This window comes from Ochrobactrum sp. BTU2, from assembly GCF_024539785.1.
Lineage (GTDB): Bacteria > Pseudomonadota > Alphaproteobacteria > Rhizobiales > Rhizobiaceae > Brucella > Brucella anthropi.
Genome location: NZ_JAHWRG010000004.1, coordinates 646798 through 660197, shown reverse-complemented (window position 1 = coordinate 660197; position 13400 = coordinate 646798). Strand labels below are relative to the sequence as shown.

Sequence of the window (13400 nt, the reverse complement as noted above, 5' to 3'; positions counted from 1 at the left end):
CGCCGGAACCGCTTCAAATGCCAAAAATAAAAACAGGTTTCCTGTAACCTTAACCCTGTTGGGAAGGTCGGCAAGTTATCTAGCCGAAAATTGCCGGACGAAAACTGTTTTCGGCCCATAAACTGGCCGAGTAACGCTATTGTGTGCCATTTTCCGCCTGAACCGGCAGTTTCATGACATGCGCATACTTGTGCGGATTGAAGCTCAGATAGAGCGGGCAGATGCTCGCGACCAGAACGAGATGCATGATCCAGCCGGAAGCAAACGAACCGGTCAGGCCATGCAGGAAAGCGGTCGCGACGGGCCCGAGTGCCGCGATCAGAAAGCCGCCGCCCTGCATCATGGCAGCCAGTGCGCCTGCTTCTTCCGGTTTGGGCAGGTGATCGAGCGATGTAATCATGGCGAGTGCGAAGCTGCCGCCGAGACCTGCGCCGCAGATCGCAGACCAGAAGAAAGGCGAAAGCTGGGGTGCCAAGGCAAGGCCTGCGAAGCCAACTGCCTGCATAGCCAATGTCAACAGCAGCCACGGGCGGCGGTCGGTACTGTGGCGCGCGACGAGCGGCAGTCCGAAAGCCGCTAGCGCCTGTGCAACAGCCATCGCCGCGACGAGATTGCCGGTGGTGGAGGCAGCAAGACCCAGCGATTGATAATAGGGCGCGAGCCAGGCGACCATGGACGAGTAGCCCGCATTGACGAGACCGAAAGCAGCCATCAGCACCCAGGTGCGAGGGCGCTGCAGCAGGTGCCCGGTTATTCCGGATTTTTTGCCCGACGATGGCGTCTCGCGGAGAATGGGCAGTGCCGTTAGCAAGGCCAGCACTGCGGGAATTGCAAGGACGGCAAGGGCGAAGCGCCAGTTATGCTGGCTGCCTGCAAGCCATGGTGTCAGCCGCGCGCCGAGAGCTCCGCCGCCCATGATCATGGCAGAATAGAGCCCGGTCACGGTGGCGATGCTCGACGGGAAATTGGCTTTGATGAGGCCGGGCATCAAGGCCTGAATCATTGCAACGCCAGCACCGCACAGAACGGCGGTTAGCACTAGCGAAACGCCGTCCGGCACAAAACCGCGCAGGAGGGAGCCTGCTGCAAGAATGGCAAGTGCTGCGAACATGCTGCGCCGGGTGCCGAACAGCAACTGGATACCCGGAGCCGCGAAAGCGCCAAGCCCCATCAGCATCATTGGCAGGAAGGTGAGTAGGGACAGCCCACCGAAACCCATGCCGGTATCGGCCGCAATATCCGAAAGCACCGGCCCCGGCGCGGTCAGGAACGGACGCAGGTTGAGGCCGATCAGGACGACGAGCGTGATGAGGGCGAGGCTTGCTGTGTTCTTGCTGCCGGTCGCCGGATGAATGGTAGTCTGCATGTTTCAGGCGCCAGTCTTCTTCTTGCTTTCCCATACTTGGTAGAGGTCAGGATCGTTTTCCGGCGGGGAATGTTCGAAACTGATGCCTGTCTGTGCGCCGAGGGGCTTGGCGAGTTCAACGGCGATTTTTGCGGTTGAAAGGCCGAAGGGTTCGGCCTGCTCATTGGAATAGGCGAAGCGGATTTTTTCAATACCCGCCATGCGCATCGCGGCAAAGCACATGGGGCAGGGCTGGCCGCTGGCATAGACTTCACAGCCGTCGAGACGTGGCGATTGCAACGTCTTGCCCGCCGCGCGCAGTGCCAGCAATTCGGCATGGGCGGTCGGATCGCAATCGGCCTGCATGCGATTGACGCCTGTGGCGATGACCTTGCCGCCCTTGACGACCACGGCGCCGAACGGGCGTCCGCCTTGTTCGACATTGTCGAAGGCGAGCCTTATGGCCTGATCGAGATATGTGCGGTCGTTGCTCATTTCGCGCCAGCCTTTTCCAGCATGGTCACCATCGGCGCAAAGCCGCGGCTGCGGGCATGCTGAAGCGGCGTGACGCCGTCATTATCTGCCAGATTGACGTCGGCCCCTGCATCAATGAGAAGCTTCACGATATCGACGTGGCGCTGGCCGCCGTCGCCGAGCATGATGGCTTCGAGGAGCGCCGTCCAGCCAAGATTATTGACGTGATCGACCTTGACGCCCGCCTCGATCAGCGTGCGCACCGTTTCGACATGGCCGCGTTCGGAGGCGGGAATGAGTGCAGTTCCGCCATAGCGATTGGTGCTCTTCAGGTCCGCACCGTGCGCAAGCGTCATCTTGAGGATTTCGAGGTGTCCGCGCGCGCCAGCATAAAGATAGGGGCTGTCCTTGATGGCATCCTTGGCATTGACGTCGGCGCCAGCATCAATGAGCGCATGGGCGACATCGACATGATTGGCATGGGTGGCCGCCAGAAGCGCCGTCTCGCCATTCTTGCCGTGCGCTTCGAGGTCCGCTCCGGTCTTGATGGCTGCATTGACCGCAGCCAGATCGCCAGCTGCTGCGGCCTGAAGAAGAGACGTTTCGGTCTGTGCATGGGCTTGGGCTGCGGCGTGGTGGCCCGGCAATGTCGGTTCGGTCATAACTATCGTCCCTGCAATCAATGCCAAGGCACTCAAGCTGAATATTGTTTGACGCATCGGCTGGTTCTCCTGCTTGTTGCGTTCATACAAGCAGGGTGTCATATTTGGAAATTAAATGTTGAACTGATATCCAGTGGGTTCATGAATACTTCTTTCAATCTCGATCTTTTGCGGGCCTTTGTGGCTGTTGTCGACAGCCGTAGTTTTACGGCTGCGGCCTTGCAGCTGCACTCGACCCAATCGACCATAAGCCAGAAGATCATGCGGCTGGAGGAAGCTGTTGGACAGGCGCTTCTGGAACGTGCCCGGCATGATGTGCGCCCGACGGATGCAGGCGAAAAGTTGCTGGGCTATGCGCGCCGTATTCTGCACTTGCATGACGAGGCGGCAGCCGCGATGACCGGCACAGCACTTGCTGCCGTGTTCCGCCTCGGCCTGCCGGAGGATTTCGCCTCACGGCTGGTTACGCCTGCGCTGGCGCGTTTCATGCGCACACATCCCAACACGAAACTCGAAGTGACGAGCGGTCTCAGCCGTGACTTGCAGAAAGGTTTCGAAACCGGTGAGTTTGACCTTGTCATGGTGAAACAAAAACGTGGCGAAACGGTTGGGACCATGCACTGGCCGGAGCCGCTGTCCTGGCTCGATAGCGCCGATTTTCCCGTTTCCCACGTTGATCCGCTGCCACTCGTCGTGTTTCCACCGAACGGGCTTTATCGCAGCGACATGACGGAGGCTCTCGATCGGGTGGGCAGGCGCTGGCATGTGGTTTTCACCAGCTCCAGTCTGGCGAGTATTCAAAGTGCGGTCGCCGAGGGGCTGGGTGTCAGCCTGCTGCCGACGCGTGTTGCGCTTCCCGGTCATCAGGTGGTGCCTGCCGCAGCAGGATTGCCGTTCGTCGAGCCGATGGAAGTTGTCATCCGGCACATGGACAACGGCCCCGACCAGATCCGTCAGCTTGCCGAAATGCTGGCGGAGATTGTCGGAGACTGAGAAGGTTTCAGACAGGCCGCGGACCCGTGCTTTCCCTCGACAATTGCTTGCTCTGATTGATTGTATCGTTTCGAGTGCCTTTCACGAAATTTCCGGTCTTTCATTCTCTGTTTAATTTCTGAAAAGCACATCCGTTTTCAGATTGACTGATTTTGTATCCAGGATATTGTGTCCAGAAAAGTTGGGAGGCTTTTCTATTGGCGGCTTTTGAATGGCGCAGTCAGACCCGTTTGCTGGACGAAGTGGCAGAGGCGCTTCGGGAGCGAATCTATGCGGGCGTTTATGCGCCGGGCGCGATACTCAGGCAGGAACATATAGCAGCAGAGTTCGGCATCAGCCGGACGCCCTTGCGTGAAGCCTTGCGCGTTCTGGAGCGTGACGGGCTGGTCATTCACCTGCCAGGTCGGGGGGTGCGTGTCGCTTCTGCCGATCTCACTCGCCTGATCGATGCTTATGCCGTGCGCGAAGTGCTGGACGGTGTGGCCGCGCGCTTTGCCGCCGAGCGGGCGAGCGATGCGGATATTGCAAAACTGCGTGCGCATGTTGCGGGGCAGGGCACGGTCGTCGATCCATGGGATGCGAAAGCCTATACCCAGTCCAATGTTGATTTCCATATGGCGGTGATGAACACCGCGGGCAATGCCTCGCTGATCGCCTTCGTGCCGCTTCTGCGGATGACATCGCAGGTTTTTGCGCCTTCGTTCTCGTTGTCCGTGGACAGGGCGCGCGATGCAATCCGCGAACATGGTGCAATTGTCGAAGCCATTGCTGCACGCGACGGCGAAGAAGCCGAGCGGCTGGCGCGGGCGCATATCCGCGCCACAACCGCGAGACTGGAGGCGGAAATGCCTCTTCGGGAGAACGAAAATGAAGCATGAGAACAAGACGGGAGGAGCCGGCTTGCTCCGTTATGGCAATTTCATCGCAGGCGAATGGCAGGATGCCGTTGGCGGCGAGTATATCACGCTCCGAAATCCTTCCGACGGCAGCGATCTTGCGCTGATTGCGCGCGGCACCAAGGCTGATATCGATCTGGCGGTGGCTGCAGCCCGTAACGCGCTTTCCGGCGATTGGGGCAAGCTGACGGCGACCGAGCGCGGTCGTGTGCTGCACCGCATGTCGGAAGAAGTGCTGAAGAACATTGATCTTCTGACTGATCTGGAATCAAAGGATGTCGGCAAGCCGGTCGGCCAGGCCCGTGCCGATGTGGTGGCGCTGGCGCGTTATCTCGAGTTTTATGGCGCTTCCGCCGACAAGGTGCATGGCGACACGCTGCCCTATCAGAACGGCTTTACGGTTCTGTCTATCTATGAGCCGCATGGCGTCACGGGGCACATCATTCCGTGGAACTATCCGATGCAGATTCTGGGTCGCAGCCTTGGCGCAGCGCTGGCCATGGGCAATGCAGCCGTGGTCAAGCCTGCCGAGGAAGCCTGCCTGACCATACTGGAATTTGCGAAGATTGCCGAAAAGGCTGGTCTGCCGGTCGGTGCGCTCAATGTCGTCACCGGGCTTGGCGCGGAAGCGGGTGCAGCGCTTTCCGAACATCCTGACGTCAACCATATCTCGTTTACTGGCTCCGTTCGTACCGGCGAGGCCGTGCAGGCAGCGGCTGCGAAGAACACCGTGCCGGTGACGCTGGAACTTGGTGGCAAGTCTCCGCAGATTGTCTTTGCTGATGCCGATCTCGACCGCGCTTTGCCGTTTCTGGTCAATGCCGGTATCCAGAATGCCGGTCAGACCTGCTCGGCTTCGTCGCGCATTCTGGTTGAGCGGAGCATTTATGAAGATGTCGTGGCGCGCATGAGCGAACGCTACCGTGTGCTGAAAGTCGGCCCTGCCAGTGCCGATCCGTCGGTCGGTCCGGTGGTGTCGCAGCGCCAGAAGGCGATTGTCGAAACCTATCTCGAACTGGCGCAGGAAAGCGGTCTGGCCATTGCCGCGCAAGGCGTGCTGGCTGAAGACGCGCCGGAAGGCGGGGCCTATGTGTTGCCGACGCTGATCCGGGACGTGCCTGTCGATCATCGTCTGGCGCAGGAGGAAATCTTCGGCCCGGTGCAGGTCATCCTGCCGTTCGATACCGAAGAAGAAGCCATCGCGATTGCCAATGGCACATCCTATGGCCTCGTCTGCGGCATCTGGACCAATGACGGCGGACGTCAGTTCCGCCTCGCGCATGCCATCCATGCCGGTCAGGTGTTCATCAATAATTATGGCGCTGGCGGCGGCATCGAACTGCCTTTCGGCGGCGTCAAGAAATCCGGCCATGGCCGCGAAAAGGGTTTTGAGGCGCTTTACGGGTTTGCCTCGCTGAAGACGATTTCCGTGTATCACGGCTGAAAATAGCATTCGGGAGAATTACAGTGTCGCTTGAAGGTAAGGTCGCGCTCATCACGGGAGCAGGTTCGGGGTTTGGCGAAGGCATGGCAAAGCGCTTCGCTGATGGTGGCGCAAAGGTCGTCATCGTCGACCGCGACAAGGCGGGAGCCGAGCGCGTTGCAGGCGAAATCGGCGATGCGGCGCTGGCCGTGGCGGCCGATATTTCCAAGGAATCTGATGTCGATGCAGCAGTGGAAGCCGCTTTATCGAAATTTGGCAAGGTCGATATTCTGATCAACAATGCCGGTATCGGTCACAAGCCGCAAAATGCCGAACTGGTGGAGCCGGAAGAGTTCGACCGCATTCTCGGCGTCAATGTGCGCGGCGTTTATCTGATGACGCGCAAGCTCATTCCGCATTTCAAGGGCAATGGTGCCAAGGGCGAAGACTGCGTTATTCTGAATGTCGCTTCGACCGGCGCTGGGCGCCCGCGCCCGAACCTCGCCTGGTACAATGCCACCAAGGGCTGGGTCGTTTCCGTGACCAAGGCGCTGGCTATCGAGCTTGCTCCAGCAAAGATTCGCGTGGTTGCACTGAACCCGGTTGCCGGTGAAACGCCGCTTCTCACCACCTTCATGGGCGAAGACACCGAGGAAATCCGTAAAAAATTCCGCGATTCCATCCCGATGGGCCGCCTGTTGAAACCCGACGATCTGGCTGAAGCGGCGGCTTTCCTTTGCTCGCCCGCTGCCTCTATGATTACCGGGGTTGCGCTCGACGTGGATGGCGGGCGTTCGATTTAAAAAAGAGACGAGGGGAGCCAAAGAGGAACAATGGGTAAACTGCTGAAAGCCGGGCTGATAACAGCCGCGATGCTGGCATCGATCAACGGTGCATTTGCAAAAGATACGCTGGTGGTTGGCGAAGTACTGGAACCGCCGGGCCTCGATCCGACGGCCAATGCCGCCGCCGGTATCCGGCAGGTTACCTATGCCAACCTTTATGAAGGTCTGGTGCGCATTGTCGAAGACGGCACGGTGAAGCCGCTTCTGGCTGAAAGCTGGACTGTTTCCGACGACAAGAAAACCTATACGTTCAAGCTGCGTCAGGGCGTGAAGTTTCATGACGGCACGCCGTTTGACTGTTCGGTCGTGAAATTCTCCTATGAGCGCGCTGTCGCGCCGGATTCCACCAATGCGCAGAAGGGCCTGTTCGCGCCGATTGAAAGCACGCAATGTCCTGACCCGGCGACCGCCGTTGTCACGCTGAAGCGCCCGACCTCGAATTTCCTGTTCAATATGGGCTGGGGTGACGCGGTCATGGTCGCGCCGAATTCGGCTGCCGACAACAAGACCAAGCCTGTGGGCACGGGTCCGTTCAAGTTCAAGCGCTGGGTGCAGGGCGACCGCGTCGAACTAGAGCGCAACCCGGATTATTGGGGTGAACCTGCAAAGCTTTCCGCCGTCACGTTCCGCTTCGTGAGCGATCCGTCGGCTGCTGCGGCTGCCATCCTTGCCGGTGACATCGACGTGTTCCCGATGTTTCAGGCGCCGGAGCTTATCAGCCGCTTCAAGAGCGACGACAAGCTGCAGGTCGAAGTGGGCGATACGGCAGGCAAGGTGCTGCTGTCGCTCAACAATGCCAAGGCGCCTTTCGATAATGTGAAGGTTCGTCAGGCGCTGGCTCATGCCATCGACAGCAAGGCGCTGATCGAAGGTGTTTATTCAGGTTTCGGCACGCCCATTGGCTCGCATTATGCGCCGGTCGATCCGGGCTATGTCGATCTGTCGGAAACCTATCCGTATGATCCGGCCAAGGCGAAGCAGTTGCTGGAAGAGGCTGGCGTTCCGACTGGCACATCGATCACCATCACGCTTCCACCTCCGGCCTATGCACGTCGCGGCGGTGAGATCATTGCGGCCATGTTGGCGGAAGTTGGCATTCAGGCCAATCTCGTACCGATCGAGTTTGCACAATGGCTGGATCAGGTGTTCAAGCGCTCGGATTTCGATGCGACGATCATCGCGCACACCGAAGCGCGCGATCTCGATATCTATGCCCGCGACAAATACTACTTCAACTATAACAACCCGGAATATAAGGCGCTCTACAAGGCCTATGCCGAGGCTGGAAGTGATGAGGAACAGCTCGAACTCGTGAAGAAGCTGCAGGAAAAACTTGCTGCTGACGAGCCGAATATCTTCCTCTATGCACTACCGAAAATCGGTGTGTGGAACAAGAATGTGAAGGGTCTGTGGAAGAACATGCCGATTCCGGCTGACGACCTGACGCAAGCCTATTGGGCTGAATAACAAGGTTCGCCCCGTCGTTTGCTCGGCGGGGCGGTTTTACGCGAATGGCCGCGCACCCCATAAAGATAAGGGGAGGGCGTGCGGCGAGTTGGAATGTGGAAAGCGGATATCCGTCTTTTCAAGGAGGTCGCTTTGCTGGCTTACATATCCGGGCGATTGGTTTCGCTCCTGCTTACGACGCTTGCGGCTTCCGTCATCGTCTTTCTGCTGATGCAGGTGCTACCGGGGGATCCGGCGGCGGTGATCCTCGGTATCAATGCGCAACCTGAAACGCTGGCAGCACTTCACAAGCAGCTCGGCCTCGATCAGCCACTCTGGTGGCGTTATCTCGAATGGATTGGCGGTTTTCTGAAAGGTGATTTCGGAACGAGCTATACTTATTCCGTGCCGATCAGCGAACTGCTCGGACCACGCATTATGGTCACGCTGCCGCTGGCGCTTTTGTCCATGGTGCTGTCCGTTGCTGTTGCCATTCCTGTTGGCGTCTATGCGGCGTCCAAGCGTGGCAAGACCGGTGATGTGCTTTCCATGGGCGTGGCACAGGTCGGTGTTGCAATTCCGAATTTCTGGCTCGGTCTTCTTTTGATCCTGTTCTTCGCCTTGCAGCTCGGCTGGTTTCCGGCTTCGGGTTTCGCCGGATGGGAGAATGGTTTCTGGATAGGGATACGCTCACTTTTTCTGCCTGCGCTGGCCCTTGCCTTGCCGCTTGCTGCAATTCTGGCCCGCGTAACCCGATCTGCCGTCATTGAAACGCTGGGTGAGGATTTCGTGCGGACTGCGCGCGCCAAGGGGCTCACACGTAACGCAGCACTCTGGCGTCACGCAGTGCCCAATGCACTGATCCCGGTTGTCACCATCATCGGCCTGCAATTCTCCTTTCTGCTGGCAGGAACCATCATCATCGAAAATGTCTTCAATCTGCCCGGCCTTGGAAGGCTGGTGTTTCAGGCCATCGCGCAGCGCGATCTCGTCACCGTGCAGTCACTGGTGACGCTGCTTGCCGCTTCGGTGATCGCGGTCAATTTCATTGTCGATCTTGTCTATGGCTTCATCGATCCGCGCCTTTCGACGGGAGGCAGCCGATGAGTGAAACGCAGACTCTCCCGAAACCGGGTGTGTTCAAAACAGTGCTGCTGAGCCGCAGCCTGGCTGTCGGTACACTGATCACAGTCATCCTCGTCGCGATGGCCGTCATCTCCTATGTCTGGACGCCCTATTCGCCGACCGCCATGAACTTCCGTGACAAGTTGCAGGGTCCGAGTTTCAGCCATCTGTTCGGCACGGATAATTTCGGGCGCGACGTGTTTTCCATGATCATGGTCGGCGCTCGCAATTCGATTGCCGTTTCCATCATCGCCGTGTTGGTCGGTGCGGGCATTGGCATACCGCTTGGGGCTTTCGCGGCTGCACGTGGCGGCATGGTGGACGGTTTCGTCATGCGCATGACCGATCTGGCCTTTGCGTTTCCGGCGCTTCTTACCGCTGTCATCATTACCGCGATTTTTGGCCCCGGCGCCGTCAATGCCATGATCGCCATCGGCATTTTCAATATCCCGGTGTTTGCGCGCGTCACGCGTGGCGCATCACTGGGCCTATGGAAGCGCGAATATGTGCAGGCTGCGCGTTGCGCCGGGCGTGGCGACGTGGCAATCACGCTTTTGCATGTGCTGCCCAATATCAACCATGTGCTGATCGTGCAGGCGACGATCCAGTTCGCACTCGCCATCGTTGCCGAGGCGGGCCTTTCCTATGTCGGGCTTGGCACCCAGCCGCCGATGCCAAGCTGGGGCAAGATGCTCAACGATGCACAGACCTTTATCTATGACGCGCCATGGCTCGCCATTTTCCCCGGCCTTGCCATCACGCTCGCCGTACTTGGCCTCAACATGCTGGGTGACGGATTGCGCGATGTGCTTGATCCGCGCGTCAGGAGGCAGAGATGACAACACCTTTGCTTGAAATGGACAATATGTCCGTTGAATTGCCTATCGGTCTCAAGGTTGCGGATATCGTGTCCGATATCACGCTGACGCTCAATCGCGGTGAACGCCTTGGTGTGGTGGGTGAGTCCGGCAGCGGCAAGTCGATTACCGCCCTTGCTGCCATGGGTCTGCTGCCCGATCGGATGCGTGTGCGCGGCACGTTGCGTTTCGACGGGGAGAATCTGGCAAGCAAGCCGGAAGCGGAACTGTGCAGGATGCGCGGACGGCGCATGGCGATGATCTTTCAGGAGCCTATGACGGCGCTCAATCCGGTCAAGACCATAGGTGCGCAGATTGCCGAAGGTCGCCGTCTGCATTTGGGCGAAAGCCGGGCCGATGCGGAGCGGAAGGCGCGCGAGCTTCTGGATCGCGTGGGGCTGCCTGCGCCGCGCTTTAATCTCGATCTTTACCCGCACCAGCTTTCAGGCGGACAACGCCAGCGCGTGATGATCGCCATGGCGATTGCCTGCGAGCCTGATCTGCTGATCGCCGACGAGCCGACCACCGCGCTCGACGTGACCGTTCAGGCGCAGATTCTCGATCTCATGGATGAGCTGATCGACGAAACCGGCACGGCCCTGATGCTGATTACGCATGACCTTGGCGTGGTTTCGGAAATGACCGACCGTATTGCGGTTATGTATGCGGGCCGCATCGTTGAGACCGGGCGCACGGAAGCCGTCTTCCATCGTATGGCGCATCCTTATGCAAGGGGACTGTTCCAGGCTTCTCCGCATGGGGCAGCGCTTGTGCGCAGCCATGGCACGGGACGCCAGCGCCTTGCCGCCATTCCCGGCGTGGTGCCCGATCCGCTGGCGCGTCCGCCCTATTGCACCTTCGCCGACCGCTGCGCCTTCGTGCAGGACGATTGCCGAAAGGCGATACCGGGGCTGGATTTCATCGCTGAGAATGACGGCGTCGCGCATCGCGCCGCCTGTATTCACCCGCGAGACGGCGAGGTGGTGTTATGAGCAACATGATTTTGCAGGTGCGCGATGTGGTGCGCGAATATCAATTGCCGCGCGCATCATTCTTTTCACGAACGAGCGCGTTGCGCGTTCTGCATGGTGTGAATGTCGAGATCGAAGCAGGCCAAAGCCTTGGCATTGTCGGTGAAAGCGGTTCCGGAAAATCCACGCTGGCTCGCGCCGTGATGGGGTTGGAACGCCCGCAATCGGGGCAGATTCTCATCAACGGTCAGGATATCTACGCGCTGGATCGCTCGGGCCTGCGTGAGGCACGCAAGGGCTTTCAGGCGATCTTTCAGGACCCCTACGGTTCTCTTGATCCGCGCCATACGGTCAAGCGTATCATTTCCGAGCCGATTGTTTCGCTGGAGCGTGGCACAAACGCCAAAGAACGTGACGACCGCGTGGCTGAAGTGCTGGAAGCGGTTGGGCTGCCCAAGGCTTCGGCGGAAAAATATCCGCATGAGTTTTCCGGTGGGCAGCGCCAGCGCATTGCCATCGCGCGCGCCCTGATCACCAAGCCGGCGCTGATCGTCGCCGATGAGCCGGTTTCGGCACTGGACGTTTCCATCCAGGCGCAGGTGTTGAACCTGATGATGGATTTGCAGGAGAAGTTCGGCCTTTCCTATCTTTTCATCAGCCACGATTTAGGCGTCGTGCGCGCCATCACCGACCGCGTGGCTGTCATCTATCGCGGGAATATCGTTGAGCAGGGGCCAACGAATGAGGTCTTCGACAATCCGCGGCATGATTATACGCGCGCGCTGGTTGATGCCGTGCCAAAGCCTTTCTCCGGTCGCCGCAAGCGCGTGCGGCGATCCGATGCCACACTGAAATTGCCTGAGTGATTTGAGGAAATATCCAATGTCGAATCTCGCCGATTTGTCAGCTGTTGAACTCGTGTCCGCCTATAAGACGAAGTCGCTTTCGCCGGTCGAGGTCACGGAAGCCGTCATCACCCGTATCGAAGCCTATGAGCCGAAGCTCAATGCACTCTGGGCTTACGATCCGGATGCGGCGCGGGTTTCGGCAAAGGCTTCGGAAGCACGCTGGTCGAAGGGGGAGCCCGCCGGACCCATCGACGGGGTGCCGCTGACGATCAAGGAAAATATCGCGACCGAGGGAACGGCGGTTCCGCTTGGCTGCGCAGCGCTGCCGCTGAAGCCTGCCGTCGCCGATGCCCCGCCTGCGGCGCGCACCCGCGAGGCTGGCGGCGTGCTGCTCGCCAAGACCACCATGCCCGATCTCGGAATGTTGTCGTCGGGCCTGTCGAGCTTCCACAAGCTTGCGCGCAATCCGTGGGATTTGAACACCAATCCGGGTGGATCGAGCGCTGGTGCGGGCAGCGCCGGTGCGGCCGGTTATGGTCCGTTGCATATCGGCACTGATATTGGTGGCTCCATCCGCCTGCCTGCGGGTTGGTGCGGTCTTGTTGGCCTGAAGCCGTCCTTCGGGCGTATCCCGATCGATCCGGCCTTTCTTGGTCGCGTTGCGGGGCCTATGACCCGCACGGTTGCCGATAGCGCGCTTTATATGTCGGTTCTGTCGAGACCGGATCGCCGCGACGGCATGAGCCTGCCCCCGCAGGATATCGACTGGATGAACCTCGGTATCGATGTAAAGGGCTTGAAGATCGGCCTTTGGTTGGATGCCGGTTTTGGCGAAGAAGTTGGCGAAGAAACGAAAGCTGCCGTGGAAGCATCGGCAAAGCTTTTTGCCGATGCTGGTGCGATCATCGAGCCGGTTGCACCATTCCTCAATCGCACCATGATCGACGGTCTTGATCGTTTCTGGCGCGCACGTTCCTGGTCGGACATCAAGAAGATGACGCCGGAAAACCGTGCGAAAATCCTGCCTTATATCTATCAGTGGACAGAGACGGCGGAAGGGCTTTCCGGCGAGGAAGTCTATCTCGGCTTTGCCCAGATGGACGCCATGCGCAATGCAGCACTTGCAGCTTCCAAGGGCTTCGACTTCATCATTTCGCCTACCTCGCCGATGGCAACCTATCCGGCGGAATGGGCCTCACCGGTCAACGATCCGCAGCGCCCATTCGAGCATATTGCTTTCACCGTGGCGATGAACATGTCGGAACAGCCGGCGATTTCGATCAATTGCGGTTACACGTCGACAGGACTGCCCATCGGCCTGCAGATTTTCGGCCAGCGTTTTGATGATCTGGGTGTGTTGCGCCTCGCCAAGGCATATGAAGAGATGCGGCCAGCGCAGCGCTCCTGGCCAGTTCTCTAGATTTCGCCTCTGGCTGCCTGCAAATGGCGTCGCTCTGCGCTTCCGGTGTTCATGTATGTTAAGTACACTCCGCTCCGGTTCTCGAGTGCCACCAT

The 13400-nt window shown here is 59.1% G+C and carries 13 protein-coding genes; 10 read left to right on the top strand and 3 right to left on the bottom strand.

What is annotated here, in order from left to right; translation table 11 throughout:
* Nucleotides 1–136 precede the first annotated feature (136 nt).
* The 3 genes from KWJ32_RS15745 to KWJ32_RS15735 are packed head-to-tail and all read right to left on the bottom strand — an operon-like array spanning nucleotide 137 to nucleotide 2481.
* Nucleotides 137–1366, bottom strand: a complete 1230-nt coding sequence (locus tag KWJ32_RS15745; RefSeq protein WP_012091385.1) for a cyanate transporter — start codon at nucleotides 1364–1366, stop codon at nucleotides 137–139.
* 3 nt (nucleotides 1367–1369) lie between these two features.
* On the bottom strand, nucleotides 1370–1840 hold the full coding sequence (locus KWJ32_RS15740) for a nucleoside deaminase (protein WP_012091386.1): 471 nt from the start codon (nucleotides 1838–1840) through the stop codon (nucleotides 1370–1372).
* On the bottom strand, nucleotides 1837–2481 hold the full coding sequence (locus tag KWJ32_RS15735) for an ankyrin repeat domain-containing protein (RefSeq protein WP_012091387.1): 645 nt from the start codon (nucleotides 2479–2481) through the stop codon (nucleotides 1837–1839). The genes KWJ32_RS15740 and KWJ32_RS15735 overlap by 4 nt, the downstream gene beginning before the upstream one ends.
* 141 nt (nucleotides 2482–2622) lie before the next feature.
* On the opposite strand from KWJ32_RS15735, the gene KWJ32_RS15730 reads away from it, so the two are divergent.
* From KWJ32_RS15730 to KWJ32_RS15685, 10 genes are all read left to right on the top strand, one after another.
* On the top strand, nucleotides 2623–3474 hold the full coding sequence (locus KWJ32_RS15730) for a LysR family transcriptional regulator (RefSeq protein ID WP_151610245.1): 852 nt from the start codon (nucleotides 2623–2625) through the stop codon (nucleotides 3472–3474).
* Between the two features lie 197 nt (nucleotides 3475–3671).
* Nucleotides 3672–4352 carry a GntR family transcriptional regulator gene (locus KWJ32_RS15725; RefSeq protein ID WP_012091389.1) on the top strand — a complete coding sequence of 227 codons (681 nt, stop codon included), beginning with the start codon at nucleotides 3672–3674 and terminating at the stop codon, nucleotides 4350–4352.
* Nucleotides 4342–5814, top strand: coding sequence for an aldehyde dehydrogenase family protein (locus KWJ32_RS15720; RefSeq protein WP_012091390.1), 1473 nt, complete (start codon nucleotides 4342–4344; stop codon nucleotides 5812–5814). Before KWJ32_RS15725 ends, KWJ32_RS15720 begins: the two co-directional genes overlap by 11 nt.
* Before the next feature lie 23 nt (nucleotides 5815–5837).
* Nucleotides 5838–6596: an SDR family oxidoreductase gene (locus KWJ32_RS15715; RefSeq protein ID WP_012091391.1), complete on the top strand. Its 759-nt coding sequence runs from the start codon at nucleotides 5838–5840 to the stop codon at nucleotides 6594–6596.
* A gap of 30 nt (nucleotides 6597–6626) precedes the next feature.
* The gene (locus KWJ32_RS15710; protein WP_012091392.1) at nucleotides 6627–8105 is read left to right on the top strand and encodes an ABC transporter substrate-binding protein; all 1479 of its coding nucleotides are present in this window, start codon (nucleotides 6627–6629) and stop codon (nucleotides 8103–8105) included.
* A gap of 132 nt (nucleotides 8106–8237) precedes the next feature.
* Nucleotides 8238–9191 (top strand): ABC transporter permease, encoded by a 954-nt coding sequence (locus KWJ32_RS15705; protein WP_040130064.1) that lies wholly within the window; start codon nucleotides 8238–8240, stop codon nucleotides 9189–9191.
* Nucleotides 9188–10048: an ABC transporter permease gene (locus KWJ32_RS15700; RefSeq protein ID WP_012091394.1), complete on the top strand. Its 861-nt coding sequence runs from the start codon at nucleotides 9188–9190 to the stop codon at nucleotides 10046–10048. Before KWJ32_RS15705 ends, KWJ32_RS15700 begins: the two co-directional genes overlap by 4 nt.
* Nucleotides 10045–11058: an ABC transporter ATP-binding protein gene (locus KWJ32_RS15695; protein WP_012091395.1), complete on the top strand. Its 1014-nt coding sequence runs from the start codon at nucleotides 10045–10047 to the stop codon at nucleotides 11056–11058. The genes KWJ32_RS15700 and KWJ32_RS15695 overlap by 4 nt, the downstream gene beginning before the upstream one ends.
* Nucleotides 11055–11903, top strand: a complete 849-nt coding sequence (locus KWJ32_RS15690; RefSeq protein ID WP_012091396.1) for an ATP-binding cassette domain-containing protein — start codon at nucleotides 11055–11057, stop codon at nucleotides 11901–11903. The genes KWJ32_RS15695 and KWJ32_RS15690 overlap by 4 nt, the downstream gene beginning before the upstream one ends.
* A 16-nt stretch (nucleotides 11904–11919) precedes the next feature.
* Complete coding sequence (locus KWJ32_RS15685) at nucleotides 11920–13305, top strand: amidase (RefSeq protein WP_012091397.1); 1386 nt, start codon at nucleotides 11920–11922, stop codon at nucleotides 13303–13305.
* The last annotated feature ends 95 nt before the right edge of the window (nucleotides 13306–13400 follow it).

Coding starts and splice junctions, on each gene's coding strand:
- KWJ32_RS15745 (WP_012091385.1), bottom strand. CDS start 1,366: ATGCAGACTACCATTCATCCGGCGACCGGCAGCAAGAACACAGCAAGC.
- KWJ32_RS15740 (WP_012091386.1), bottom strand. CDS start 1,840: ATGAGCAACGACCGCACATATCTCGATCAGGCCATAAGGCTCGCCTTC.
- KWJ32_RS15735 (WP_012091387.1), bottom strand. CDS start 2,481: ATGACCGAACCGACATTGCCGGGCCACCACGCCGCAGCCCAAGCCCAT.
- KWJ32_RS15730 (WP_151610245.1), top strand. CDS start 2,623: ATGAATACTTCTTTCAATCTCGATCTTTTGCGGGCCTTTGTGGCTGTT.
- KWJ32_RS15720 (WP_012091390.1), top strand. CDS start 4,342: ATGAAGCATGAGAACAAGACGGGAGGAGCCGGCTTGCTCCGTTATGGC.
- KWJ32_RS15710 (WP_012091392.1), top strand. CDS start 6,627: ATGGGTAAACTGCTGAAAGCCGGGCTGATAACAGCCGCGATGCTGGCA.
- KWJ32_RS15700 (WP_012091394.1), top strand. CDS start 9,188: ATGAGTGAAACGCAGACTCTCCCGAAACCGGGTGTGTTCAAAACAGTG.
- KWJ32_RS15695 (WP_012091395.1), top strand. CDS start 10,045: ATGACAACACCTTTGCTTGAAATGGACAATATGTCCGTTGAATTGCCT.
- KWJ32_RS15690 (WP_012091396.1), top strand. CDS start 11,055: ATGAGCAACATGATTTTGCAGGTGCGCGATGTGGTGCGCGAATATCAA.
- KWJ32_RS15685 (WP_012091397.1), top strand. CDS start 11,920: ATGTCGAATCTCGCCGATTTGTCAGCTGTTGAACTCGTGTCCGCCTAT.